Origin of the sequence: Mumia zhuanghuii (assembly GCF_042681565.1) — a bacterium.
Lineage (GTDB): Bacteria > Actinomycetota > Actinomycetes > Propionibacteriales > Nocardioidaceae > Mumia.
The window spans coordinates 1,793,560-1,815,985 of record NZ_JBHUFT010000008.1 but is presented as its reverse complement, the minus strand read 5'-3'; the positions used below and the strand labels follow the sequence as shown (position 1 = coordinate 1,815,985).

The following is a 22,426-nucleotide window of genomic DNA, read 5'->3' as shown; positions in this document are numbered from 1 at the left end:
CGTACGTCCTCCGGCGGGCCCGCGCGGCCGTTCCACCACGGCACCCGCTGGGGTACCCGAGCGAAGCGACACCGACCCGACCGTGCACGCTCGGGTCAGTGCACCCCCACACGGGTGCCCCAACCAACCGCGCGCGTCGTACGACGCTAGGCCGCGACCTTCGCCTGGCGGCGGCGGCTCAACTCGTTGGCAAGGACGATCGCGACCGCGATCACGAACATCGCCGTGCCGATGACGTTGACCTGCATCGGGATGCCCCGTTGCGCGACGCCCCACACGTACATCGGGAAGGTCACGGTCTGGCCTGCGTTGAGGTTCGTGATGATGAAGTCGTCGAACGACAGCGAGAAGCTCAGCAGCGCAGCGCCGAGGATGCCGGGGAACACCAGCGGGAACGTGACCCGCCAGAACGCCTGGCTCTCCGTGGCGTACAGGTCCATCGCCGCCTGCTCGAGGTTGTCGTCGAGTCCCGAGAGCCGCGCGCGCACCGTGATGATGACGAACGACAGGCAGAACGTGACGTGCGCGATGAAGATCGTCCAGAATCCGAGCTGGCCCCCGAACCCCGCCGACACGAACAATGCCAGCATCGACGAGCCGAGGACGATCTCGGGGGCCGCCATCGGCAGGATGATCAGCGTGTTGAGCGGGCCACGCCCGGCGAACTGGTGCCGCACCAGCGCGAACGCCGCGAGCGTCCCCAGGATCGTCGCGACCAGCGTCGCCAGCAGGCCGATCTCGATGCTGCGGGCGACGGACGAGCACATGCCCGCCGGCTCACACGGGTTGAGCCAGTTGTGCAGCGTGAACCCGTCGAACTTGTAGACGTTGCGCGACGACGGGTCGTTGAAGCTCATCAGCGCGACGATCGCGATCGGCACGAACATGTAGATCAGCACCAGGACACCGAGGGCGAGGACCAGGTGGTCGCCGATCCACCGACCGAGCTTGTGGAGCGGGCTCATACGAGGTCCTCCGTCCCTACGCGCCGGAGGGAGAACACGACGCCGATCGTGATGATGATCATCAGCGTCATCGACAGCGCCCCCGCCGCGGCGTAGTCGCCTTGGTTGGTGAACAGGTTCTGGATGACGTTGCCGATCATGCGCTGGTTGGGGCTGCCGAGGAGCTCGGAGTTGATGTAGTCGCCGGCCGCCGGGATGAACGTCAGCAGCGTCCCCGCGATCACGCCGGGCATCGAGAGCGGGAGCGTCACCTTGAAGAACGCCCGCCGCGGCGACGCGTACAGATCCCCGGCCGCCTCGATCAGCCGGTGGTCGACCTTGTCGAGGCTCGCGAACAGCGGCAGCACCATGAACGGCAGGAAGTTGTACGTCAGACCCGCGACCACCGCGAACGGCGTCGCGAGCAGGCGCCCTTCGTCACCGAGGATGCCGAGGAACTGCAGCGAGTTCACGATCCAGCCGTCGTCGGCGAGGATCAGCTTCCACGACAGCGTGCGGATCAGGAAGCTGGTGAAGAACGGCGCGATCACCAGCACGAGCATGAGGTTCTTCCAGCGCCCGGCCTTGAACGCGATCGCGTACGCCAGCACGTAGCCGAGGATCAGGCACGCGATCGTCGCGAGCGCCGCGTACCAGAACGACCGCAGCAGAGGCTGCCAGTACGCCTGGATCACGTCGACGTAGTTCGCGAAGTGCCACGTCATGTCGTACCCGGTCAGACTCGAGCCCTGCGGGTCGTAGAGGCTCATCGCGATCAGCGAGTAGAACGGCACCAGGAAGAACAGCCCCAGCCACAGCGCACCCGGCAGCATCAGCCAGTAGCCGGTGAGGCGCCTCCTGCCCCGGGTCTGGGCCATCAGTCGTCCCCGTCCTCGACGCCGGCGCTCGCGTCCTGGCTCGCGTCGAGGAGGAACGCGTACTCGGGTCGCCACGACAGGTCGACCGGGGTGCCGACCGAGAAGATCGGTCGCCGCCCGGTGTTCTGCTCGAACACCATGAGCTCCTGCCCCCACGGCATCCGTACGAGGTACTGGGTGCTGACTCCGACGAAGCTCACGTCGGAGACCACACCGCCCTCGAAGCGGTTGCCCGGGGCGTCGATCTCACCACCGATTCCGGCGATCATGACCTTCTCCGGCCGGATGCCGACCCAGCCGCGGGTGCCGTCAGCGTGGCAGCGAGGGCTCGGGATCGAGACCGTGGTGCCTTGGACCGACACCTTCACGACGTCGTCGTCCGGACCGAGGATCTCCCCCGCGAGCAGGTTGGACTGGCCGAGGAAGTTCGCGACGAACGTGGTCTCCGGGTTGTCGTACAGGGCCTCCGGAGCCCCCATCTGCTCGATCGCGCCGCCGTTCATCACCGCGACCGTGTCGGCCATGGTCATGGCCTCCTCCTGGTCGTGCGTGACGTGGACGAAGGTCAGCCCGACCTCGGTCTGGATGCGCTTGAGCTCGATCTGCATGCCGCGCCGCAGCTTGAGGTCGAGCGCACCGAGCGGCTCGTCGAGCAGCAGCACCTCGGGGCTGTTGATCAGGGCACGGGCGAGCGCGACGCGCTGCTGCTGCCCGCCGGACAACTGGAACGGCTTCTTGTTGCCCTGGCCGCCGAGCTCGACGAGGTCGAGCATCTCGGCGACCTTCGCCTTGGTGTCCTTCACGCCCCGGCGCTTGAGGCCGAACGCGACGTTCTCGGCCACGTCGAGGTGCGGGAAGAGCGCATAGCTCTGGAAGACCGTGTTGACGGGCCGCTTGTAGGGCTTGTCGTACGTGATCTCACGGTCGCCCAGCGCGATCGTGCCCGAGGTTGGCACGTCGAGACCTGCGACCATCCGCAACGTCGTGGTCTTGCCGCAGCCGGACGGGCCGAGCAGTGCGAAGAACGAGCCCTCGGGGACGACCAGGTCGAGCGACTTGACCGCCGTGAACGCACCGTACGACTTGGTGACCGCCGTGAGGCGAAGGTCGCGACCGGAGGTCGAGCCCTCACGCGTGGTCGTGTCGTCGTCAGCCACCAGTGACATCGGCAAAGTCTCCTTCGTACTCACGCATCTGGAACTCCTCCAGGGCCATGAACGAGTGGGTCATGGCGAGGGTCTCGTCGTCGGGGAAGATCAGCGGATTGGCGGCGAGCTCGGGATCGATCTTCTCCATCTCGGCCTGCGCGCCCTGGACGGGGCAGATGTAGTTGACGTACGCGGCGAGCTTGGCCGCGACGTCGGGCCGGTAGTAGAAGTCGACCCACTTCTCGGCGTTCTCTTGGTGCGCTGCCTGGTTGGGGATGAGCATGTTGTCGGCCCAGATCATGAGCCCTTCCTCGGGGACCACGAACTCGATGTTGGGGTCGCCGGCAGCCAGCACGTCGCCGGACCACGCTTCGCACGCGACGATGTTGCCGGCGGCGAGGTCCTGGACGTACTCGTTGCCGGTGAACGCCCGGATCTGACCACCGTCGGCCGCACGCCTCAGGTCCTCGAGCGCGACGCCCCACTCGTCGTCGGTGAAGTCGGCGGGGTCGGCGCCGTTCTTCAGCAGCATGAAGCCCATCGTGTCGGGCATCTCGGTGAGCATCGTGACGCGGCCCTTGAGGTCAGGGCGGGTCAGGAGCTCGGCGTACGAGCGGACCTCGCCGACCTTGGACTTGTTGTACGCGATCCCCGTCAGGCCGGCCTGCCACGGAGCCGAGTAGCCACGATCGGGGTCCCAGGAGAGGTTGCGCAGGGACGAGATGAGGTTCGCATGGAGGTTCGGGACGCGCTCGGGGGCGAGCGGCTGGATCCAGCCCATCTGGATCGTCCGCGCGGCCGCCCAGTCGGTGAGCATGAACATGTCACGGTTCACCGGCTCGCACGCACCGAGCTGGTTGACGATCTTGGCGAAGAACTCGTTGTTGTCGTTGACGTCGGCGGTGTAGCTGACGGTGATGCCCGTCTCCTGCTGGAACTGCTCGATCGTTGTGACGTAGCCGTCCTCGGGCTGGTCGATGTACTCCGGCCAGTTCGACACGATCAGGCGCCCGTCGCTGCTGCGGTCGGGAGCCGCGCAGTCCGCGGGGACCTGGCGGCGGTCGGGCGTGCCGAAGAGTGGGAGCACGGCTGCACTCCCGGCCAGGAACGCCGCAGCCCCCGCGCCCCGGAGCACCGTCCGGCGGCTCATCTGTCTCACCACTCGCGCGACCTCACTCCCTGTCGGGCGCCTGTCGAAGACGCCGCCTGCCGTTCGGCCTGGCCGGAATCGTCACATGTATCGGCACCCTCAGACAAGTGATTCCGCAATTTGTTTACCCTCCCGCAACGAATTCACCTGATCCACTGGGACAGAATGACCGAAATCCGTATCGGATGTGCGGGTCGCGGCGCCATGAGCCGACCACTCGGGCAGGATGAGCCCATGACGGAGCGCAAGGCGGGCAACGGGGCGATCCTCGACGACGTGTCCAAACGCATCATCGCCGAGCTGCAGGTCGACGGACGGCGCTCGTACGCGGCGATCGGCAAGGCGGTGGGCCTCTCGGAGGCGGCCGTGCGGCAGCGGGTCCAGAAGCTCACCGATGCCGGGATCATCCAGATCGTCGCGGTCACCGACCCCTTGGAGCTCGGATTCGCGCGACAGGCGATGGTCGGGATCTGCGTGGACGGGGACGTCTTCGCGGTGACCGACTCCCTCGCCGCCATCCCCGAGCTCGACTACCTCGTCATCACGACCGGACGGTTCGACGTGCTCGCCGAGATCGTCTGCGAAAGCGACGACGACCTGCTCGACGTCATCACGAGCAAGATCCGCGCGATCCCGGCGGTCACGAACACCGAGACCTTCGTCTATCTCCGACTCCGCAAGCAGACGTACGCCTGGGGCGTGCAGTAGCCCACACCGATTCCGGTGGTCGAGAAGGGCGAGGAAGAGCCCGTATCGTGACCTACTCCTGCGCGATCGCGGCCGCCTGCTGTCGCATCACACGCGTCGTCTCGCGGACCCACCGGTCGATCACACCGAGCTCCTCGTCGGCGAACTGCGCAGTGACGCCCGCCATCGCGCGCTGCAACCCCTCGAAGGCGCGGCGCACCTCGGGCGGTGCAGACGCGCGGGCCTCGATGACCTGGCGCCGCCGGTCGACCGGGTCACGCGTGCGCCGGACGAGTCCGGCCTCTTCGAGCCGGTCGACCAGACCCGTAACCGCCCCCGCCGTCAGCGCGGTGCGCTGCGCGAGCTCACCGGCCGCCATCGGGCCCTCGCGGCGGATGATCCCGAGCGCCTTGTGGTCGGCGGCGGACAGACCCATGAGCGAGCCGATCGCCTCGTGGAACAGCACGACGGCGTCGCTGAACTCCATGCCGAGCCTCGCGCCATACGCCTCGACGTCCTCGGTGTCGCGGTGCCGCGCGTGGGTACTCATGTGCTCCATCATGCCGCTCACCACCAGACCTTCCTTGCCCCTTTTACTTCGGCATGCTAAACCTTTTATATGACTAAAGCATTCGGGGTTGCGCGGTCCCTGCTCGCTGCCGCGTGGGGCTTCTTCGTCCACCACTACCCCGTCGTCCTGGCGTTCGGCGCCCTCGCATCGGCGCAGCGCTTCGTTGCCGTCGGCGACATCGATTTCCCTCTCGCGGAGAGCTGGGTCGGCGAGACCTTCACGATGCTCGTCCGCATCGCCTTCGTGGTCTGGGTGGTCCGCCGCGTCCTCCGCGATCGGCCAGCACCCGCCGTCGGGTCGCACGTCACCGGCACGGTGGTCGCGAGCACGGTCTACCTGATGGCGCTCTCACTGGTGTCCAAGATCGGTCTCGACGCGATCGGCTCCCAGCTCGTCTCCGAGGAGCACCAGTCGACCTACTTCTCGTGGGAGCTCGCGATCAAGAACGTCACGGTCATCCCGTTCGTCCTGGTCTGGGTCGTCGTGCTGGTCACCGCCGTCCGCGATCGACGACCGGACGAAGCCGTCCTCAGTGCGTCGGCAGAGCGAGCCCGCGACCAGACATGAGCCCGGCCAGGACGGCGATCACGGTGGTCTCGTCCCACACCGGACCCACCTGCGCGGGCTCCTCGTACGTGACGGCGAGGCTCGGGTGCTCGTGCACCAGCGACACACCGTCCGTCGTCACGGCCAGCGCGGTCCCACCGGCGACCGGCACGACCGGCGCAGGATCGGTCGCCCCTGCCTTCAGTGCCGGCTCCCACGCGACGTCGCGGGTCTCGACCAGCGGCCACTCCCCCGGTCGCACCACCACCACCGCGCGGGGGCGCGCAGCGTCGAGCGCGGCGACCGCGTCCGCGACCTCGGACATCTTCGCGCCGTCGGCCACCACGAGAGCCGGGTCGCTCCGCTCGATGAGAGGCGCGGGCCGCTCACCGAGCCACGCCGTCGCACCGACCCGGCCGGCGGCCAGCAGGGCGACGACCGACTCGCGCGACGGCTCGCAGGTCAGCGCGACCGCGTCCCGCTCACGGACGCCCAGGGCACGCATCAGCCCGCCCATCGAGGCGACCTGCTCTAGCAGCACCACGTACGAGGTCGTCCCGTTCGCCGAGCGCAGCGCCGGCGCGTCGGCAAACCCGGCGACGACCAGACGGTCGAGCGCGTCGTAGACGACGTTCAGCCGACCCGTCGACGGATCGGCGGGGTCCTTGGGCGGGGAGAACCAGCGTGGTCCACTCATGAGGCTGTCTTTCCGCCAGGACCGTGCCCCGGCTCACGTGCGGTCGAAGGCAGGGCGCACTGTGGCGTGCCGCCCGGAAGCTTGTCGCGGTGCGCAGCGATCCACCGGTAGACCGGCCACGCCACGCCCCGTACGGGCGCGCACGCGAGGACCCGACCGGCGACTCGCCAGGGCGCTCCCGCGGTACGGAGGTACGCGGCGATCGCCTCGGGGCCTGCCGCCCGCGCGCTGTCGTCGATCCACTGGACCGCCGTATCGACGTCCGCGACGGTGACGTGCAGCGCCTCGAGGTCAGTGAGCTGCCACGCCAGCACCTCGGCCCGCGCCGGCGCCCAGCGCTGCAGCCAGCGTGCGCAGCTCGAGCAGAACGCGCAGTCGCCGTCGTACAGCAGGACAGCCGTCATCATCGCCCTCGGAAGACGGGCGGACGCTTCTCCGTCCGCGCCAGCGCGGCCTCGCGAACGTCCTCGCTCCCCCAACACGCCTCCCAGCCCTTGCGGATGCGCGCGTCGGCATCGGCGTTGCCGGGAGCGGCGTTGAGGACGAGCTTGTTGTACGCCAGCGTCAGCGGCGCGAAGGTCGCGATCTCCTGCGCCCACGCGGTCGCCGACTCGAGGTCTCCGAGCCGGTCCGCGAGCCCACGAGCGTACGCGGTGTCGGCGTCGAGGAGGTCTGCACCGAGCATCAGTGCCTTGGCCGTGCCCGCTCCGGCGACCGCGGCGAGCGTCCGGATGGTCCAGGTGTCGACCGCCATGCCGTTGCGGGCGGTCGGGACTCCGAACTTCGCGGTGGGCGCAGCGACCCGGAGGTCACAGGCGAGCGCCAGCTGCGTGCCGGCGCCGATCGCGGGGCCGTTCACCGCGGCCACAACCGGGATCTCGACCTCGGTCAGCGCCGTGAGCATCCCGTACAGCGCCTCGAGGAACGCGTCTCCGTACACGCCGGTCAGGTCTGCGCCCGCGCAGAAACTGCTGCCCTGCCCGGTCACGACGACCGCGCGCGTGCCATCGCCGTCGGCAGCCAGCACCGCCTCGCGGACCTCGACGCAGGTGTCGAGATCAAGGGCGTTGCGGCGCTCCGGGCGGCGCAGCTCGATCTGCGTGACGTCACCCGTACGGGTCACCTCGATCACGGTCGCTCCTCGTGGTCGTCGGGGACGCTCGCGCGCACGGCGGCGCGTCCCCGGTCGCGGCTGATGCGGTCCAGGATGGCAGCCACCCCGTCCTCGTCGTTCGTCGCCACCACCTCATGGACGCTGGCGAGCACGTCGCGGTGCGCGTTGGCGACCGCGAACGCGCGCCCTGCCCACCGCAGCATCGGGAGGTCGTTGGGCATGTCGCCGACCGCCCACACGGTCTCGCGGGCGTAGCCGTGCTCAGCGCTCCACGACGCGAGCCCGGACGCCTTGGTGACACCGCGCGCGGTGATCTCGGCCAGGCCGATGGCCCCGGAGAACCCCAGCTCGGCGCGTCCCGCGAGGACCTCATCCACGCGGCGGTGGAAGTCGTCGGGATCGCTGCCCTCGAGCTTGGCGAGGAGCTTGCCGGCCGGACGCGAGGCGATCTGGGCCCAGTCGTCGAGGCTGTCGTCCGCAGGCGCCTCGCGGACGTACGCGAACCGTTCCTCACGACGCATGCCGTCAGCGCGCTCGACCGCGAAGGCGATGCCGGGGATCGCGGACCGCAGCAGGTCACCGAGCTCGTGCAGCACGTCGGGGGACATCGTGCCCATCTCGGTGACCGTACGACTCGCGACGTGATAGACGAACGCACCGTTCGCGCTGAGCGCCACTCCCCCGGTCGCGTCGCCGACGGCGCTGGCCAGGTCGTCGAGCCACCGGGGCGGACGGGCGGTCACGAACACCGTCGGGACGCCGGCCTCCTCCGCCGCGGCGATGGCCTCGCGGGTGCGTGCGGAGAGCGTGCCGTCCGAGCGCAGCAGCGTGCCGTCGAGGTCGGTCGCGAGCAGCGCCGCCCTTGGTGAGCCCGTACGGTCAGGCATCGGCGGCCGCGAGCTGGCCGCAGGCGCCGTCGATCTCCTGCCCACGTGTGTCTCGTACGGTCGTCGGGATGCCCTTCGCCTCGAGCCGGCGGACGAACTCGCGCTCGTCCTCCGGTCGCGACGCGGTCCAGATCGAGCCGGGCGTCGGGTTGAGCGGGATGAGGTTCACGTGGACCCAGCCCCAGTCGCCGTAGGACCGCAGGAGGTCGCCGAGCATGTCCGCGCGCCATGCCTGATCGTTGATGTCCTTGATCAGGGCGTACTCGATGGACACCCGACGCTTGGTCGTCCGGGCGTACTCCCACGCCGCCTCGACCGCCTCGGCGACCTTGAAGCGGGTGTTGATCGGCACGAGGTCGTCGCGCAGCTCGTCGTCGGGCGCGTGCAGCGAGAGCGCGAGCGTCACCGGGATGCCCTCCGTCGTGAGCTGCTTGATCCGCGGGACGAGACCGACGGTGCTGACAGTGATGTTGCGCGCCGACATCCCCAGGCCGGACGGGCCGTCGTCGACCATCCGGCGGACGGCGCCGATGACGGCCTTGTAGTTGGCCATCGGCTCACCCATGCCCATGAACACGACGTTGGAGAGCCGCCCGGGACCGCCGGGGACCTCGCCGCGCGCCATCGCCCGAGCACCGTCGACGACCTGCTCGATGATCTCGCCGGTGGACATGTTGCGCTGCAGGCCGCCCTGGCCCGTGGCGCAGAACGGGCACGCCATGCCGCAGCCGGCCTGGCTCGACACGCAGATCGTCGCGCGGTCGGGATAGCGCATGAGCACCGACTCAACGAGCGCGCCGTCGAACAGGCGCCAGAGCGTCTTGCGCGTCGTGCCCCGGTCGGCCTCGAGCGTGCGTACGGGGTTGATCAGCGTCGGGAGCATGCCCTCGACGAGCTGGTCACGGATCCCGGCGGGGAGATCGGTCATCTCCGACGGATCGGAGACCAGCCGGGTGAAGTAGTGGGTCGACAGCTGCTTGGCGCGGTATCCGGGGAGCCCGAGGGCCTCGACCGCCTCCTTGCGGGCATCGAGGTCGAGGTCGGCGAGGTGCCGCGGCGGCTTGCCCCGCCCCTTGGGCTGCTCGAAGACGAGTGGGAGCGGGTTCGGATTCACGTCAGACATGTCGACCCCAGTGTCCCATCACGCACCAACCCCGCGCACAGTCGTCCGCCTCGTCCGCGATTCGGGCGGTTCCCCACCGAATCCCGGCACGAGTTGCGTGGAGAACTGCCCGAATCGGGGACGGGCAGGAGGTCAGCTGACAGGGACGAGGAAGTGCAGCACCAGCCAGCAGACGGGCGCGACCGCAAGCAGCGAGTCGAGGCGGTCCATGAGGCCACCGTGGCCGGGGAGCAGGTCGCTCATGTCCTTGATGCCGACGTCGCGCTTGATCATCGACTCCGACAGGTCGCCGAGCGTCGCCATCGCCACCGCGACCACCCCGAGGATCACACCGACCCACCAGCGACCGTCGAGCGCGAACGTCACGCAGAGCACGCCGGCGAGGACACACCCGACGACCGAGCCTCCGAAGCCCTCCCAGGACTTCTTGGGGCTGATCGTCGGAGCCATCGGATGCTTGCCGAGCTTGTAGCCCGCGGCATAGCCGAAGATGTCCGAGGCGATCGTCACCACGATGAACGTGACGATGCGCCAGGCCCCGTCGTCCTCCGCGGACATGAGCACGACGAAGGACCCCAGCACCGGGACGTACCCGAAGACGAAGACCGCGGCGGACACGTCCCTGACGAAGCCGTCGGCGCCGCCCGGCATCCGGTAGACGAAGATGCCGAGGACGGTCAGGGCCGTACCGATCGCGATCGCCTCGGTGCCGCCGACGTACGAGGCTGCGAGCGTCGCGAGCCCGCCAGCCATCAGCGGTGGCAGCGGGATCGCGATGCCCGCCTTGCCGAGCGCGCCCGTCAGCTCCCAGATCGCCACCGCGGCCGCAACCAGGACGACGACCACGAACAGGGCTTTGACGAAGAAGAGCGACAGGACCACGGCGGCGGCAAGGCCGACGCCGACGCCGATCGCCGCAGGCAGGTTGCGCCCGCCACGCTGCCGAGGCGCTGCGGGGACGTCAGGTGCGCTCATCAGACTTCGAGCAGCTCCTGCTCCTTGTTCTTGACGAGCTCGTCGATGTGGTCGACGTGCTTCTTGGTGAGCCCGTCGAGACGCTTCTCACCGCCGGTCACGTCGTCCTTGCTGATCTCGCCGTCCTTCTCGGACTTGTCCATCGCCTGCTTCGCGGCGCGGCGGATGTTGCGGACGGCCACACGGCCCTCCTCCGCCTTGGACTTGGCGAGCTTGATGTACTCCTTGCGGCGCTCCTCGGTCAGCTGCGGCAGCACCAGCCGCAGGACCTTGCCGTCATCGGTCGGGTTGACGCCGAGGTCGGAGTCGCGGATCGACTTCTCGATCGCCGACTTCGCGCCCAGGTCGTACGGGCTGATGATGACGACGCGCGGCTCGGGGATCTGGAACCCGGCGAGCTGCTGGATGGGCGTCGGCGTGCCGTAGTAGTCGGCCGTGATCTTCGCGAACATCGCGGGATGCGCGCGTCCGGTGCGGATCGCGGCGAACTCCTCGCGCGCGTGCTCGACAGCCTTGTCCATCTTGGTGTCGGCGTCGCGCAGGATCTCGTCAATCACTGGCCTGCTCCTTCGTCTGAGGTCTCTGGTCGGTCAGTCTGCGTAGACCAGCGTGCCGATCTTCTCACCTCTCAGGACCGCGGAGATGTTGCCCTCTCCCTCGATCCCGAAGACACGCATCGGCAGCTTGTTCTCCATCAGCAGCGCGAACGCCGTCGCGTCGGCGACCCGCAGACCACGCTGCAGAGCCTCGGCGTACGAGATGGAGTCGATCTTGGTAGCGCTCGAGTCCTGGTGCGGGTCGGCGGTGTAGACGCCGTCGACTCCGTTCTTGCCCATCAGGACCTCGTCGGCCCTCACCTCGAGCGCGCGCTGCGCCGAGACGGTGTCGGTCGAGAAGTACGGCATGCCCGCACCCGCACCGAAGATGACGACGCGGCCCTTCTCGAGGTGACGGATGGCCCGCCGCGGGATGTAGGGCTCGGCGACCTGTCCCATCGTGATCGCGGTCTGGACGCGGGTGTCGATGCCCTGCTTCTCGAGGAAGTCCTGGAGCGCGAGGCAGTTCATGACAATGCCGAGCATCCCCATGTAGTCGGCTCGCGCGCGGTCCATCCCCCGCTGCTGGAGCTCGGCCCCGCGGAAGAAGTTGCCGCCACCCATCACGATCGCGATCTCGATGCCGGCGGCGACGCCCTCGGCGACCTGGCGCGCGATCGTGTTGACGACGTCGGGGTCGACCCCGACGCTCCCTCCACCGAACGACTCGCCGGAGAGCTTCAGGAGCACTCGACGAGGTCGGTCCTCCGCAGACACGGAGGCCAGCGGGTCGACTGTCTCTAGTTGGTCCACCACACCGGCCTCCGTCTCGTACGTCGTCAGAACATCTCGCCGATCAGGCGTCAGGCGCCGATCTCGATGTGCGCGAAGCGCGTCACCGTGAGGCCGGCCTCGTCGAGGACCTGCTTGACGGACTTCTTCTGCTCGGTGACCGAGGGCTGGTCGAGCAGGACGAAGTCCTTGTAGAACGCGTTGACCTTGCCGTCGACGATCTTGGAGATCGCCTGCTCGGGCTTGCCCTCCTCGCGGGCGGCCGCCTCGGCGATCTCGCGCTCCTTGGCGATGACGTCCGCGGGGACCTCGTCGCGGGACAGGTAGCGCGGACGCATCGCCGCGACCTGCATGGCCACGCTGCGCGCGACCTCCTCCTCGCCGTCGCCCTCGAACTCGATGAGGACGCCGACGGCGGGCGGCAGATCGCTCGCACGGCGGTGCAGGTAAGTCGCGATCTTGCCGGTGCCCCCGAGGACGGCCACGCGGCCGAGCTCGAGCTTCTCACCGATGATCGCGGCCAGGGCCGAGATCTTCTTGGCGACCGTGACGCCGTCGCCGGCGTCGGTGGCGGCGAACGCCGCGGCGTCAGCCGGCTTGGTCGCGTCCGCGAGCACCGCGAGCTCCTCGGCGAGCGCGACGAACTGCTCGTTCTTGGCGACGAAGTCGGTCTCGGCGTTGAGCTCGACGATCGCGTTGCCCGACGCGGCGACCAGACCGGCCGTCGCCTCGCGCTCAGCGCCGCGCTTCTCGGCCTTGGCCTGGCCGTGGACGCGCAGGAACTCGACTGCCTTGTCGTAGTCGCCGTCGGCCTCGGTGAGCGCCTTCTTGGCGTCCATCATTCCCGCGCCGGTCGCGTCGCGGAGCTTCTTCACCTCTGCTGCGGTGATTGCCATCTGTGTCTCTTCTCGTCTGAGTGTCCGTGGCCGGCAGACCGGCCGTTGTTGCGGGCCGGACAAGCCGGCCGAGGTGTCGTCCCGAGCTGCGGGACGATCAGGCGTCGGCGGGCTTGCCCTCTGCGAGGTTCTCCTCGGCCACCGCGGTCTCCTCTGCGACCTCGGCCGGGGTGTCGTCGGCGCTGGCCGACTCCTGGACCTCGGCCTCGGCGGCCTCGGTGGTCACGGGGTCGGTGCCCTCGGCGAGCTCGCGCTCCCACTCGGCAAGCGGCTCGCCGGCGGCGACAGCCTCGGTGGCCTCAGCAGCGTCCTCACGACCGGCGCCGCGCGCGATCAGGCCCTCGCCGACGGCGTCGGCGACGACGCGCGTGAGCAAGGTGACCGAGCGGATCGCGTCGTCGTTGCCCGGGATCGGGTAGTCGACGTCGTCGGGGTCGCAGTTGGTGTCGAGGATCGCGACGACCGGGATGCCCAGCTTCTTGGCCTCGTCGACCGCCAGGTGCTCCTTCTTGGTGTCGATGATCCACAGCGCCGACGGCGTACGGCCCATGTCGCGGATGCCGCCCAGGGTGCGGTCGAGCTTGTCGTGCTCGCGCTTGAGCTGGAGGAGCTCCTTCTTGGTGCGGTCGGAGCCGGCGACGTCGTCGAAGTCGACCTCGTCGAGCTCCTTGAGGCGCTTGATCCGCTCGTGGACCGTCTGGAAGTTGGTGAGCATGCCGCCCAGCCAGCGGTGGTTCACGTACGGCATGCCGACGCGCGTGGCCTGCTCGGTGATGGCCTCCTGCGCCTGGCGCTTGGTGCCGACGAACAGGATCGTCCCGCCACGCGCGACCGTGGTCTTGACGAAGTCGTACGCGCGGTCGATGTAGGCCAGCGACTGCTGCAGGTCGATGATGTAGATGCCATTGCGCTCCGTGAGGATGAAGCGCTTCATCTTGGGGTTCCAGCGGCGGGTCTGGTGTCCGAAGTGGACACCGCTCTCGAGCAGCTGGCGCATGGACACGACGGCCATGACGTTCCTCTTTCTTTATTGGGCGCACGGGTGCACCCGATCCTGGTTGACGTGCCGGCGGCGCCGACACCCTGGCGCCTTTGCGCGGACCACCTCGCCGTACGGAGAGGACCAGGACCACGCATCCCAGCAGGGCTGGGCAGAAGGCGCGCGAAGTCACCCGTCGCGTCGCAAGACGGTCGAGGTGCGCGGTCCAGTCTAGGCCACCGCCCCCACCGGACGAAACCCGCCCACCAGCCCGTCGCTGTGCGCCGTCAGCGCCGGTAGGCAAAGACCTGACTCACCCACACGACACCGCGGCTGTCACGCCGCACACCGACCCCAATCCGGCGGTAGCGCGGCTCGAGGATGTTGGCGCGGTGTCCCGGCGAGTCCATCCACGCGTCCACCACGTGGCGCGGCCACCGGTAGCCGTACGCGATGTTCTCGCCGACCTTCCACCCGCCGCACCTGCGAAGGACCGGCTTCAGGTTCTGGTGGACCAGTCGCCCACTGGCCGCGATCCGGTTGGCCGCGCGCTGGGCGTACCGGTCGAGACATCGTGACCGCGACAGAGCACGACGGTCGTACGCCCGTCTCTCCAGGTTGGTGTGCCTGACGACCCGCCGCTCGTAGACCCGCGGTCCGGGCGGTGTCGACGCCTTCGACGGCAGCGCCGCGCTGGCCTCGGTGACTGCCGTTGCCGCCGTCGGTGTGGCTCCCGCGGCGCCCGTGACGGCGCCCGGCCCCACGACCATGGCAGCGGAGAACAGCATGGCGGCACTCAAGACTCGCATGGGATCTCCCACTCCCCCGCAGCCGCGCCCCAGGTTTTCCCCAGATCGTCGGCTGTCGTGTTCATCCCCAGTTCGGTGTCTTTGACCCACGCTAGTCACGATCGATGGGATTGCATTTCGGGATGAGTTCTCGCCTTGTCCCCGCGCTCATGAGGCGCGCCCGGCTTCTCGTCGCGCTGGTGATCCTCGTCATGCCGTCCGCCCTCCCCCACGACACCGACCCCACCTGGTCTTGGCCGCTCGACCCGCGACCAGAGGTCGTGAGGGCGTACGAGGCTCCCCCTCACGCCTACGCCGCAGGTCATCGGGGCATCGACCTTGCCGGGAAGGCCGGAGCACCGGTGCGCTCGGTCGACGACGGGGTGGTTGCCTTCGCTGGCGCCGTTGCCGGAGTCGAGGCCGTGAGCGTCGACCACGACGGCGTCCGGTCGACCTACCTGCCTGTCGCCGCCTCGGTGAGACAAGGGTCACCCGTTGTACGGGGCCAGGTGCTGGGCTCCCTCCTCATCGCCGGGGGCCACTGCTTCCCGGCCGTGTGCCTGCACCTCGGGCGTCGGCACGGCGCGCCGTACGCCGACCCCGAGGAGCTGCTGGCGGGGACCGCACGCATCCGCCTGGTGCCACCGAGCGGACCGCCTCCAGTCCCGCCACCGGTCGCCACCGCCGCACCGGGCGCCTCGCTCGCCGCGCCCGTGGAGGCCCCGGTCAGCTCGCCGTACGGGATGCGCGTCCATCCCGTCACTGGGCTTCTCAAGCTCCACGACGGGACCGACTTCGCAGCCCCCTGCGGCACTCCCGTGCGCGCGTCGGCCGACGGCCGGGTCGTGGCCGTCACGTACGACCCCGCGTACGGGCAGCGGGTCGTGGTCGACCACGGCGGAGGTCTGGTGACGAGCTACAACCACCTCGAGAAGGCGTCGGTGCGCAGCGGCGCGACCGTACGGGCGGGGGCGTCGCTCGGTGCTGTCGGGAGCACCGGGATGTCGACCGGGTGCCACCTGCACTTCATGGTCGTCGTCGCAGGGGCGCCGGTCGATCCGATGCTCTTCCTGTGATCGCCGGCCTCCGTCCCTCCCCCGGACGCGACGGAGCCCGCCGGATCGATCCGGCGGGCTTCGTCGTACGGGAGGACCTCAGCCCAGCGACGCGATCGCGTCGTTGAGCGTCTTGGACGGCCGCATGACCTGCTCGGACAGGTTGTCGTCAGGACGGTAGTAGCCACCGATGTCGACCGGCGAGCCCTGGACGGCGATCAGCTCGTCGTTGATCGTCTGCTCGTTGGTCGCGAGCGTCTCGGCCAGCGGAGCGAAGGCGGCCGCAAGGTCGGCGTCGTCGGTCTGACGGGCCAGCTCCTGCGCCCAGTACAGCGCGAGGTAGAAGTGGCTGCCACGGTTGTCGAGGCCTCCGACGCGACGGCTCGGCGACTTGTTCTCGTCGAGGAACGTCGCGGTCGCGCGGTCGAGCGTGTCCGCCAGCACCTGCGCCCGGGCGTTGCCCGTGACCTGGGCGAGGTGCTCGAAGCTGACCGCTAGCGCGAGGAACTCACCGAGGCTGTCCCAGCGGAGGTAGTTCTCCTTGACGAGCTGCTGGACGTGCTTCGGTGCCGAGCCGCCAGCGCCGGTCTCGAAGAGCCCGCCACCGTTGATCAGCGGGACCACCGAGAGCATCTTGGCGCTCGTGCCGAGCTCGAGGATCGGGAACAGGTCGGTCAGGTAGTCGCGCAGCACGTTGCCGGTGACCGAGATCGTGTCCTCGCCCTTGCGGATGCGGTCGAGCGAGAACTGCGTCGCCTCGGCCGGGCTCATGATCTCGATCTGCAGGCCCTCGGTGTCGTGCTCGGGGAGATACTGCTTGACCTTCGCGATCAGGTTCGCGTCGTGCGCGCGCGACGCGTCGAGCCAGAACACGGCCGGGTCGCCGGTCGCACGGGCGCGGGTGACGGCGAGCTTGACCCAATCACGGATCGGGACGTCCTTGGTCTGGCAGGCGCGCCAGATGTCGCCCTGGCTGACCGCGTGCTCGATCAGCACGTCGCCGTTCGAGGCGACGACGCGCACGGTGCCGTCAGCCGGGAGCTCGAACGTCTTGTCGTGGCTGCCGTACTCCTCCGCCTTCTGCGCCATGAGACCGACGTTGGGCACCGAGCCCATCGTCGACGGATCGAACGCACCGTGGGCACGGCAGTCGTCGATGACCGTCTGGTAGACCGAGGCGTACGAGCTGTCCGGGATGGTCGCGATCGTGTCGGCCTCGGCGCCGTCGGGACCCCACATGTGGCCCGACGTGCGGATCATCGCCGGCATCGACGCGTCGACGATCACGTCGCTGGGCACGTGCAGGTTGGTGATGCCGCGGTCGGAGTCGACCATCGCGAGCGCCGGGCCGGCGGCGATGGCCGTGTCAATGGCGGCGCGGATGTCGTCGGCGTTCGGGAGCTGGTCGAGACCGGCGAGGATCGCGCCCAGGCCGTCGTTCGCGCTGAGACCGGCCTCGGCGAGCTGGTCTCCGTACGTGTCGAACACCGGCTTGAGGAACGTCTTGACGACGTGGCCGAAGATGATCGGGTCCGAGACCTTCATCATCGTGGCCTTGAGGTGCACGCTGAAGAGCACACCCTCGCGCTCGGCGCGGGCGATGGTGTCGGCGAGGAAGGACTGGAGCGCCGCCACGTCGAGGTAGGTCGCGTCGACGACCTCACCGGCGAGGACCGGCACCGAGTCGCGCAGGACGGTGGTCGCGCCGTCGGTGCCCACGAACTCGATCCGCAGGGTGTCGTCGGCCGGGATGACGACGGACTTCTCGTTGGACTTGAAGTCGCGCTCGCCCATCGTCGCGACGTTGGTCTTGGAGTCCGACGACCACGCACCCATCGAGTGCGGATGCTTGCGGGCGTACTGCTTCACCGACGCAGGTGCACGCCGATCGGAGTTGCCCTCGCGGAGCACCGGGTTGACGGCGCTGCCCTTGACCTTGTCGTACCGGGCACGGACGTCTCGGTCCTCGTCCGTGGACGGGTCGTCGGGGTAGTCCGGCAGGGGGTAGCCCTGGCCCTGGAGCTCGGTGATCGCTACCTTGAGCTGCGGGACCGACGCGCTGATGTTGGGCAGCTTGATGATGTTGGCCTCAGGCTGCTTCGCCAGCTCGCCGAGCTCGGCGAGCGCGTCACCGACACGCTGGTCCTCGGTCAGACGCTCCGGGAACTGCGCGAGGATCCGGCCCGCGAGCGAGATGTCACGGGTCTCGACGCTGACGCCGGCCTTGGCCGCGTATGCCGAGACGATGGGGAGGAACGAGTACGTCGCCATCAGCGGCGCTTCGTCCGTGTGCGTGTAGATAACCTTCGAGTCCAACTCCGAGGCTCCGTTCCTGCGTTCGACCGTCCTGCTCGCCAGGACGGCTCGTCGTGCTGGTGGCCTGTCCTACAGGGATGCGTCCGTCACCGGAAGGGACTCGTCGCATGCTCGCGGTCCACCTGTAGGAAGGTGCTCCGTCCATGAAGCCTACTTGCTTCCCGACGAGCGCCCGGACGCGGGCAGGCGCCGGTCGTGCCCACGGTCAGGCGCGGGGATGCGCCTGCGCGTAGGCCTGACGCAGCCGCTCGGAGCTGACGTGGGTGTAGAGCTGCGTGGTGGCGAGCGAGGCGTGGCCGAGGAGCTCCTGCACGCTACGGAGATCGGCGCCGCCCTCCAGGAGGTGCGTCGCCGCGGTGTGCCGGAGGCCGTGGGGTCCGAGGTCGGGCGCACCCTCGACGTCCTCGATGCGTGCGTGGACCATGCGACGCACCGTGCGCGGGTCGACACGCGCGCCCCGTTGGCCGAGGAACAGGGCCGGCCCGCTCCCGTCGACGACGAGTGCCCCGCGCGCCGCGAGCCAGCGGTCGAGCGCACGCGATGCGGGGCGCCCGAACGGCACACTCCGCTCCTTGTCACCTTTGCCGACCACCCGGACGACCCCGCGCGCGTGGTCGACGTCGTCCACATCGAGCCCGCACAGCTCACCCACGCGGATCCCCGTGGCGTAGAGAAGCTCCAGAACCGCGACGTCTCGTACGCCGACGACGTCCCCGTCGGCACGGGCGGTCGCGGCGTCGAGCAGGGCACGGACCTCGTCCTGGCGCAGGACCGCGGGGAGCTCGCGGTGACGGCGCGGGTTGGCGAGCAGGGCCCCCGGGTCGTCGTCGGCACGACCGGTGCGGGCCAGCCAGGCGGTGAAGCGGCGGACGGCGGCCGCCCTCCTCGACAGGGTGCTGCGTGACCGGCCCCTCACCTGCTGGGCGGCAAGGAAGCTGCGCAGCGCGCGAAGATGAAGCCCAGCGGGGTCGGCGATGCCCATGGCCTCGGCATGAGCGGACAGCTGGGCGAGGTCACCCGCGTACGCCCTGACGGTGTGCTCGCTGAGGCCACGCTCAGCTCGCAGGTGGCGTTCGTACGCCTCGAGTGCGTCATGCCAGGCGGGACTCCGGTCGGTCGCGGTCACCCTGCGAGTCTCGACCTCGGGGGCCGCCTCGTCCAAGTCGGCACGCCGCACTGTCACCGCCCTCCCTCCGTGGGCGGGGCAGGCTCGAGGTCGGCCCGGCGGGCGAGGGACCATCCGTCGTCCACCTGCCGGACGAATCCTTGGCTCTCCAAGCGGCCCAAAGAGCTGGCGACAAGCTCCAGCGGTGCCCCGACCCGCCAGGCCAGCACGTCCACCGTGGTCGTTCCGCGACCCGGCAGCGCCTCGAGCACCTCGCGCGCGACGGAGGGCAGCACGTCCCATGCGGTCTGGGGTGCAGGGGGCGGAGTGGCGTCGCGGCGACCCAGGGCGTCGAGGTCCTCCAGCGCCTCGGCACCGTTGGAGACCAACGTCGCTCGCCCCGTACGGAGGGCGTGGTGGACGCCGACCGAGGCCTGGCTCGTGACCGGGCCGGGCACGGCGAGCGCGATGCGCCCCAGTTCGTTGGTCCAGCCGAGGGTATTGAGGGCGCCGCTGCGCCGCGCTGCCTCCACGACCACCGTGCCCTGAGCGAGCGCCGCGATCACCCGGTTGCGGGTGAGGAAGCGGCCCTTCGTCGGCGTCGAGCCCGGCGGGTGCTCACTGACCACCGCACCCGCCTCGGCGATCCGTCGCAGGAGCCCGGCATGCGCCCTTGGGTAGTCGACGTCAGCACCGCATGCGAGAACGGCGACAGTCGGGCCGTCGACGGACAGCGCACCGCGGTGCGCCGCAGCATCGATCCCGTATGCCGCCCCGCTGACGACTGTCGTCCCGGCGTCGACGAGGTCGGCCGCAAGGTCGCCCGCGACGTCACATCCGTACGTGGTCGCGTCGCGTGCCCCGACCACCGCGGCGGCCTGCTCCGCCAGCCCGTCGAGCCGCCCTGCACCTCGAACCCAGAGACCGAGCGGACGGCCACCGACGCCGGCGAGGCCGTCGATCTGATCGAGGTCGTCCAGCTGAGCAGGCCACTCCGCATCACCGGGGCACACCCACCGGATGCCCCTCCCGCGGGCGGAGGTGAGGATGCCGCCGATCCTCCCCTCGAGACCGACGGCACGCGACCGCCACGACTCAGGGAGATCGTCCGCTCCTGCGACGACCGCGGACAGCAGGTCGTTCGTGGAGCGCTCGGAGAGCTGTGCCGCGATCCGCGGATCGCCCGGCTCGGCGATCAGGCTCATCGCCAGCCGTGCCCGGCGCTCGGCCCGACGGGCGCGTGCGGCGGGCCGTGTCGTCGCTGCCTGGTCGCTCACGCGACCACCCGCTCCCACAGACTCCCCGGCAACGAGGCGCCCTGACGCAGCGCCATCGCCGTCGCGAGGTCATCGGGGTCCGGGGTGTCTCTCCGGCGAAGGTCGGCGACCGTCCATGCGACGCGCAGCAGCCGGTCTGCGGTGCGCGCGTTGATCGCCCCGGAGCGGGTCGGACGGTCGACCTCCGCGAGGACGTTGGCCGGCGTCGACATCTCGCGCCGCAGGACCGCACCAGGAACCTCTCCGTTGGTATGCCACGGCGTGGACGCGAGGCGGAGTCGCTGACGGTCTCTCGCCTCTGCGACCCGTGCTGCCACGACGTGGGTCGGTGTCCGCTCGGTGTCAGGGGTGCCCTGATGCTGGGCAGAGACCGGGCCGACGACGGGATGGAGGTCGATCCGGTCGCGGATCGGTGCCGAGAGCCGCTCGGCGTAGCGCCGCTTGACGAGGGGCAGACAGGTGCAGAGGTCGGCCCTCCCGGCCTTCTGTCCGCACGGGCACGGGTTGGAGGCCAGGACGAGCAGGAAGCGGGCGGGGAACTCGGCAGTCTGTGCGGCACGCGACACCGTCACGCGACCGCTCTCGAGCGGCTGGCGGAGCGCCTCGATGACGTCGCGGCGGAACTCCGGCGCCTCGTCGAGAAAGAGCACGCCGTTGTGGGCGAGGCTCATCGCCCCCGGCCGCACGACGCGGCTGCCTCCACCGACCAGCGCCTGGGCGGAGGCAGTGTGGTGGGGGTCGATGAACGGGGGGCGTTCGAGCAGCGGCGCCTCGGGCGAGAGGAGCCCCGCCACCGAATAGACCGCGCTGGTCTCGAGCGACTCCTGCCGGCCCAGGTCCGGGAGCAGGCCGGGGAGACGCTGGGCGAGCATCGTCTTGCCCACGCCAGGCGGACCCGTGAGGAGGACGTGATGCAGGCCCGCCGCAGCGATCAGCATCGCGGTCCGCGCATCGTCCTGCCCGACGACGTCGGTGAGGTCAAGGCCGTCGAGCCGACCACCGCCCGCCGTCGGCTCCGCGAGCGGATCAACCGGCGGATCGTCCGGAGGCTCGTCTCCTCGAAGCAGCGCGACCGCATGCCGCAGCGAACGGACACCGAGCACGTGTGCCCCCTCGACGATCGCCGCCTCACCCGCGTTGGGCTCTGGGACGATCACCCGCTCGCACCCCGCGGCCACCGCCGCCACCGTCGCGGGGAGCACGCCGGCGACCGCACGCAACCGGCCGTCGAGCCGCAGCTCACCGAGGACGGCGGCGCTCGCGAGCCGCTCGTGCGGAACCACCTGCTGGCTCGCCAGCACCGCGAGCGCGATGCCGAGGTCGAAGTGCGCGCCGGACTTCGGCAGGCCCGCGGGCGAGAGGTTGATCGTCACCTTCTGGTCCGGCCACGAGTGCCGGCTGTTCACCACCGCCGCACGACACCGGTCACGGGCCTCCGCGAGCGAGGCGTCGGGCAGACCCACGAGCGTCGTCCGGGGAAGCCCCGCACTCACGTCCACCTCGATCTCGACCACCCGTCCACGCATGCCCTCGAGAGAGACCGACCGCGTCCGTCCGAGCGCCATCACGACACCCCCGCCACGTAGGTGACCTCCGCGGCGCCACGCGTCGGCACGAGGACGCCGACCACGTCGATCCGGACCAGCACCGCACTCACGTCGTGCTCGGCCAGGTAGAGCCCGGCGAGCCGACGCAGCCGCGCCGCCTTCTGCGGGGTCACTGCCTCCAACGGCGTCCCGTACGCGGTGCTCCGCCGGGTCTTGACCTCGCAGAACACCACCGTGTCGGCATCGCGGGCCACGATGTCGATCTCGCCCCACCGGCACCGCCAGTTGCGGGCGAGCACCTCCATCCCCTGCGCCTGCAAGAACTCCACGGCGACGTTCTCCCCGTGGACCCCGACGGCCTGCCGCTGCTCGTAGGTCGACGCCATCTCCACCACCTCCGGCGAGAGTGTGGGTC

General features: G+C 69.9%; 24 protein-coding genes. 3 read left to right on the top strand and 21 right to left on the bottom strand.

The genetic code is table 11. The annotated features are described in order from the left end of the window. Nucleotides 1–146: 146 nt before the first annotated feature. Genes ACFSDF_RS17200 through ACFSDF_RS17185 form a run of 4 tightly spaced genes read right to left on the bottom strand, consistent with a single transcriptional unit; the run spans nucleotide 147 to nucleotide 4,120 of the window. Nucleotides 147–965 carry an ABC transporter permease gene (locus ACFSDF_RS17200; protein ID WP_377158443.1) on the bottom strand — a complete coding sequence of 273 codons (819 nt, stop codon included), beginning with the start codon at nucleotides 963–965 and terminating at the stop codon, nucleotides 147–149. After that, nucleotides 962–1,822 carry an ABC transporter permease gene (locus tag ACFSDF_RS17195; RefSeq protein ID WP_377158441.1) on the bottom strand — a complete coding sequence of 287 codons (861 nt, stop codon included), beginning with the start codon at nucleotides 1,820–1,822 and terminating at the stop codon, nucleotides 962–964. The genes ACFSDF_RS17200 and ACFSDF_RS17195 overlap by 4 nt, the downstream gene beginning before the upstream one ends. Beyond that, nucleotides 1,822–2,988 carry an ABC transporter ATP-binding protein gene (locus ACFSDF_RS17190; RefSeq protein ID WP_167003536.1) on the bottom strand — a complete coding sequence of 389 codons (1,167 nt, stop codon included), beginning with the start codon at nucleotides 2,986–2,988 and terminating at the stop codon, nucleotides 1,822–1,824. The genes ACFSDF_RS17195 and ACFSDF_RS17190 overlap by 1 nt, the downstream gene beginning before the upstream one ends. Next, nucleotides 2,972–4,120 (bottom strand): polyamine ABC transporter substrate-binding protein, encoded by a 1,149-nt coding sequence (locus ACFSDF_RS17185; RefSeq protein WP_167250435.1) that lies wholly within the window; start codon nucleotides 4,118–4,120, stop codon nucleotides 2,972–2,974. The genes ACFSDF_RS17190 and ACFSDF_RS17185 overlap by 17 nt, the downstream gene beginning before the upstream one ends. 234 nt (nucleotides 4,121–4,354) lie before the next feature. On the opposite strand from ACFSDF_RS17185, the gene ACFSDF_RS17180 reads away from it, so the two are divergent. Further along, nucleotides 4,355–4,828 carry an Lrp/AsnC family transcriptional regulator gene (locus ACFSDF_RS17180; protein WP_167003540.1) on the top strand — a complete coding sequence of 158 codons (474 nt, stop codon included), beginning with the start codon at nucleotides 4,355–4,357 and terminating at the stop codon, nucleotides 4,826–4,828. Nucleotides 4,829–4,880: 52 nt separating this feature from the next. On the opposite strand, the gene ACFSDF_RS17175 is transcribed toward ACFSDF_RS17180, so the two are convergent. Beyond that, nucleotides 4,881–5,357: a MarR family transcriptional regulator gene (locus ACFSDF_RS17175; protein ID WP_167003542.1), complete on the bottom strand. Its 477-nt coding sequence runs from the start codon at nucleotides 5,355–5,357 to the stop codon at nucleotides 4,881–4,883. Between the two features lie 69 nt (nucleotides 5,358–5,426). Between ACFSDF_RS17175 and ACFSDF_RS17170 the strand changes: the two genes are divergently transcribed. Then, nucleotides 5,427–5,945 carry a hypothetical protein gene (locus tag ACFSDF_RS17170; protein WP_377158438.1) on the top strand — a complete coding sequence of 173 codons (519 nt, stop codon included), beginning with the start codon at nucleotides 5,427–5,429 and terminating at the stop codon, nucleotides 5,943–5,945. Here the strand turns inward: ACFSDF_RS17170 and ACFSDF_RS17165 are convergent. The 11 genes from ACFSDF_RS17165 to ACFSDF_RS17115 form a co-directional block, all read right to left on the bottom strand. Next, on the bottom strand, nucleotides 5,908–6,621 hold the full coding sequence (locus tag ACFSDF_RS17165) for an AMP-binding protein (protein WP_167250429.1): 714 nt from the start codon (nucleotides 6,619–6,621) through the stop codon (nucleotides 5,908–5,910). The genes ACFSDF_RS17170 and ACFSDF_RS17165 overlap by 38 nt on opposite strands. Further along, entirely contained in the window at nucleotides 6,618–7,025 is a 408-nt protein-coding gene (locus ACFSDF_RS17160) for a thiol-disulfide oxidoreductase DCC family protein (RefSeq protein ID WP_377158436.1), read from the bottom strand. Before ACFSDF_RS17160 ends, ACFSDF_RS17165 begins: the two co-directional genes overlap by 4 nt. Continuing rightward, a complete protein-coding gene (locus tag ACFSDF_RS17155) occupies nucleotides 7,025–7,753 on the bottom strand; it encodes an enoyl-CoA hydratase (RefSeq protein ID WP_167003550.1) in 729 nt (242 codons plus the stop codon). The genes ACFSDF_RS17160 and ACFSDF_RS17155 overlap by 1 nt, the downstream gene beginning before the upstream one ends. Beyond that, the gene (locus ACFSDF_RS17150; RefSeq protein WP_377158434.1) at nucleotides 7,750–8,622 is read right to left on the bottom strand and encodes an HAD-IIB family hydrolase; all 873 of its coding nucleotides are present in this window, start codon (nucleotides 8,620–8,622) and stop codon (nucleotides 7,750–7,752) included. The genes ACFSDF_RS17155 and ACFSDF_RS17150 overlap by 4 nt, the downstream gene beginning before the upstream one ends. Further along, entirely contained in the window at nucleotides 8,615–9,745 is a 1,131-nt protein-coding gene (gene rlmN, locus ACFSDF_RS17145; RefSeq protein ID WP_167003554.1) for a dual-specificity RNA methyltransferase RlmN, read from the bottom strand. Before rlmN ends, ACFSDF_RS17150 begins: the two co-directional genes overlap by 8 nt. A gap of 132 nt (nucleotides 9,746–9,877) precedes the next feature. Then, a complete protein-coding gene (locus tag ACFSDF_RS17140; RefSeq protein WP_167250423.1) occupies nucleotides 9,878–10,720 on the bottom strand; it encodes a phosphatidate cytidylyltransferase in 843 nt (280 codons plus the stop codon). Then, nucleotides 10,720–11,274, bottom strand: a complete 555-nt coding sequence (frr, locus tag ACFSDF_RS17135) for a ribosome recycling factor (protein WP_182397194.1) — start codon at nucleotides 11,272–11,274, stop codon at nucleotides 10,720–10,722. The genes ACFSDF_RS17140 and frr overlap by 1 nt, the downstream gene beginning before the upstream one ends. Before the next feature lie 36 nt (nucleotides 11,275–11,310). Beyond that, complete coding sequence (pyrH, locus tag ACFSDF_RS17130) at nucleotides 11,311–12,006, bottom strand: UMP kinase (RefSeq protein ID WP_370465448.1); 696 nt, start codon at nucleotides 12,004–12,006, stop codon at nucleotides 11,311–11,313. Between the two features lie 113 nt (nucleotides 12,007–12,119). Further along, nucleotides 12,120–12,944 (bottom strand): translation elongation factor Ts, encoded by an 825-nt coding sequence (gene tsf, locus ACFSDF_RS17125; protein WP_167003562.1) that lies wholly within the window; start codon nucleotides 12,942–12,944, stop codon nucleotides 12,120–12,122. 97 nt (nucleotides 12,945–13,041) lie between these two features. Beyond that, nucleotides 13,042–13,956 carry a 30S ribosomal protein S2 gene (rpsB, locus tag ACFSDF_RS17120; RefSeq protein ID WP_167003564.1) on the bottom strand — a complete coding sequence of 305 codons (915 nt, stop codon included), beginning with the start codon at nucleotides 13,954–13,956 and terminating at the stop codon, nucleotides 13,042–13,044. A 254-nt stretch (nucleotides 13,957–14,210) separates the two neighbouring features. Further along, nucleotides 14,211–14,732 (bottom strand): CAP domain-containing protein, encoded by a 522-nt coding sequence (locus ACFSDF_RS17115; protein ID WP_377158431.1) that lies wholly within the window; start codon nucleotides 14,730–14,732, stop codon nucleotides 14,211–14,213. Nucleotides 14,733–14,854: 122 nt separating this feature from the next. Here ACFSDF_RS17115 and ACFSDF_RS17110 point away from each other — a divergent pair, with 122 nt between their 5' ends. Further along, nucleotides 14,855–15,787, top strand: a complete 933-nt coding sequence (locus tag ACFSDF_RS17110; protein ID WP_167003567.1) for a M23 family metallopeptidase — start codon at nucleotides 14,855–14,857, stop codon at nucleotides 15,785–15,787. Nucleotides 15,788–15,865: 78 nt separating this feature from the next. Here ACFSDF_RS17110 and ACFSDF_RS17105 read toward each other — a convergent pair whose 3' ends face one another. From ACFSDF_RS17105 to ACFSDF_RS17085, 5 genes are all read right to left on the bottom strand, one after another. Continuing rightward, nucleotides 15,866–18,082 carry an NADP-dependent isocitrate dehydrogenase gene (locus ACFSDF_RS17105; protein WP_377158429.1) on the bottom strand — a complete coding sequence of 739 codons (2,217 nt, stop codon included), beginning with the start codon at nucleotides 18,080–18,082 and terminating at the stop codon, nucleotides 15,866–15,868. A gap of 205 nt (nucleotides 18,083–18,287) precedes the next feature. After that, nucleotides 18,288–19,208: a tyrosine recombinase XerC gene (locus ACFSDF_RS17100; protein WP_243842968.1), complete on the bottom strand. Its 921-nt coding sequence runs from the start codon at nucleotides 19,206–19,208 to the stop codon at nucleotides 18,288–18,290. A gap of 53 nt (nucleotides 19,209–19,261) precedes the next feature. Beyond that, nucleotides 19,262–20,464 (bottom strand): DNA-processing protein DprA, encoded by a 1,203-nt coding sequence (gene dprA / locus ACFSDF_RS17095; protein WP_208322889.1) that lies wholly within the window; start codon nucleotides 20,462–20,464, stop codon nucleotides 19,262–19,264. Continuing rightward, nucleotides 20,461–22,029 (bottom strand): YifB family Mg chelatase-like AAA ATPase, encoded by a 1,569-nt coding sequence (locus ACFSDF_RS17090; RefSeq protein WP_167003571.1) that lies wholly within the window; start codon nucleotides 22,027–22,029, stop codon nucleotides 20,461–20,463. Before ACFSDF_RS17090 ends, dprA begins: the two co-directional genes overlap by 4 nt. Beyond that, on the bottom strand, nucleotides 22,029–22,397 hold the full coding sequence (locus ACFSDF_RS17085) for a YraN family protein (protein ID WP_167003573.1): 369 nt from the start codon (nucleotides 22,395–22,397) through the stop codon (nucleotides 22,029–22,031). The genes ACFSDF_RS17090 and ACFSDF_RS17085 overlap by 1 nt, the downstream gene beginning before the upstream one ends. Between the last annotated feature and the right edge of the window lie 29 nt (nucleotides 22,398–22,426).

Bases quoted from the DNA above. Each gene is read 5' to 3' on its own strand.
- ACFSDF_RS17115 (WP_377158431.1), bottom strand. From the start codon at position 14,732: ATGCGAGTCTTGAGTGCCGCCATGCTGTTCTCCGCTGCCATGGTCGTG.
- rlmN (WP_167003554.1), bottom strand. From the start codon at position 9,745: ATGTCTGACGTGAATCCGAACCCGCTCCCACTCGTCTTCGAGCAGCCC.
- ACFSDF_RS17085 (WP_167003573.1), bottom strand. From the start codon at position 22,397: ATGGCGTCGACCTACGAGCAGCGGCAGGCCGTCGGGGTCCACGGGGAG.
- ACFSDF_RS17140 (WP_167250423.1), bottom strand. From the start codon at position 10,720: ATGAGCGCACCTGACGTCCCCGCAGCGCCTCGGCAGCGTGGCGGGCGC.
- ACFSDF_RS17090 (WP_167003571.1), bottom strand. From the start codon at position 22,029: ATGGCGCTCGGACGGACGCGGTCGGTCTCTCTCGAGGGCATGCGTGGA.
- rpsB (WP_167003564.1), bottom strand. From the start codon at position 13,956: ATGGCCGTCGTGTCCATGCGCCAGCTGCTCGAGAGCGGTGTCCACTTC.
- ACFSDF_RS17180 (WP_167003540.1), top strand. From the start codon at position 4,355: ATGACGGAGCGCAAGGCGGGCAACGGGGCGATCCTCGACGACGTGTCC.
- ACFSDF_RS17200 (WP_377158443.1), bottom strand. From the start codon at position 965: ATGAGCCCGCTCCACAAGCTCGGTCGGTGGATCGGCGACCACCTGGTC.
- ACFSDF_RS17110 (WP_167003567.1), top strand. From the start codon at position 14,855: ATGAGTTCTCGCCTTGTCCCCGCGCTCATGAGGCGCGCCCGGCTTCTC.
- ACFSDF_RS17185 (WP_167250435.1), bottom strand. From the start codon at position 4,120: ATGAGCCGCCGGACGGTGCTCCGGGGCGCGGGGGCTGCGGCGTTCCTG.
- ACFSDF_RS17165 (WP_167250429.1), bottom strand. From the start codon at position 6,621: ATGAGTGGACCACGCTGGTTCTCCCCGCCCAAGGACCCCGCCGATCCG.
- ACFSDF_RS17170 (WP_377158438.1), top strand. From the start codon at position 5,427: ATGACTAAAGCATTCGGGGTTGCGCGGTCCCTGCTCGCTGCCGCGTGG.
- ACFSDF_RS17190 (WP_167003536.1), bottom strand. From the start codon at position 2,988: ATGTCACTGGTGGCTGACGACGACACGACCACGCGTGAGGGCTCGACC.
- ACFSDF_RS17195 (WP_377158441.1), bottom strand. From the start codon at position 1,822: ATGGCCCAGACCCGGGGCAGGAGGCGCCTCACCGGCTACTGGCTGATG.
- ACFSDF_RS17160 (WP_377158436.1), bottom strand. From the start codon at position 7,025: ATGACGGCTGTCCTGCTGTACGACGGCGACTGCGCGTTCTGCTCGAGC.
- tsf (WP_167003562.1), bottom strand. From the start codon at position 12,944: ATGGCAATCACCGCAGCAGAGGTGAAGAAGCTCCGCGACGCGACCGGC.
- ACFSDF_RS17175 (WP_167003542.1), bottom strand. From the start codon at position 5,357: ATGAGTACCCACGCGCGGCACCGCGACACCGAGGACGTCGAGGCGTAT.
- ACFSDF_RS17150 (WP_377158434.1), bottom strand. From the start codon at position 8,622: ATGCCTGACCGTACGGGCTCACCAAGGGCGGCGCTGCTCGCGACCGAC.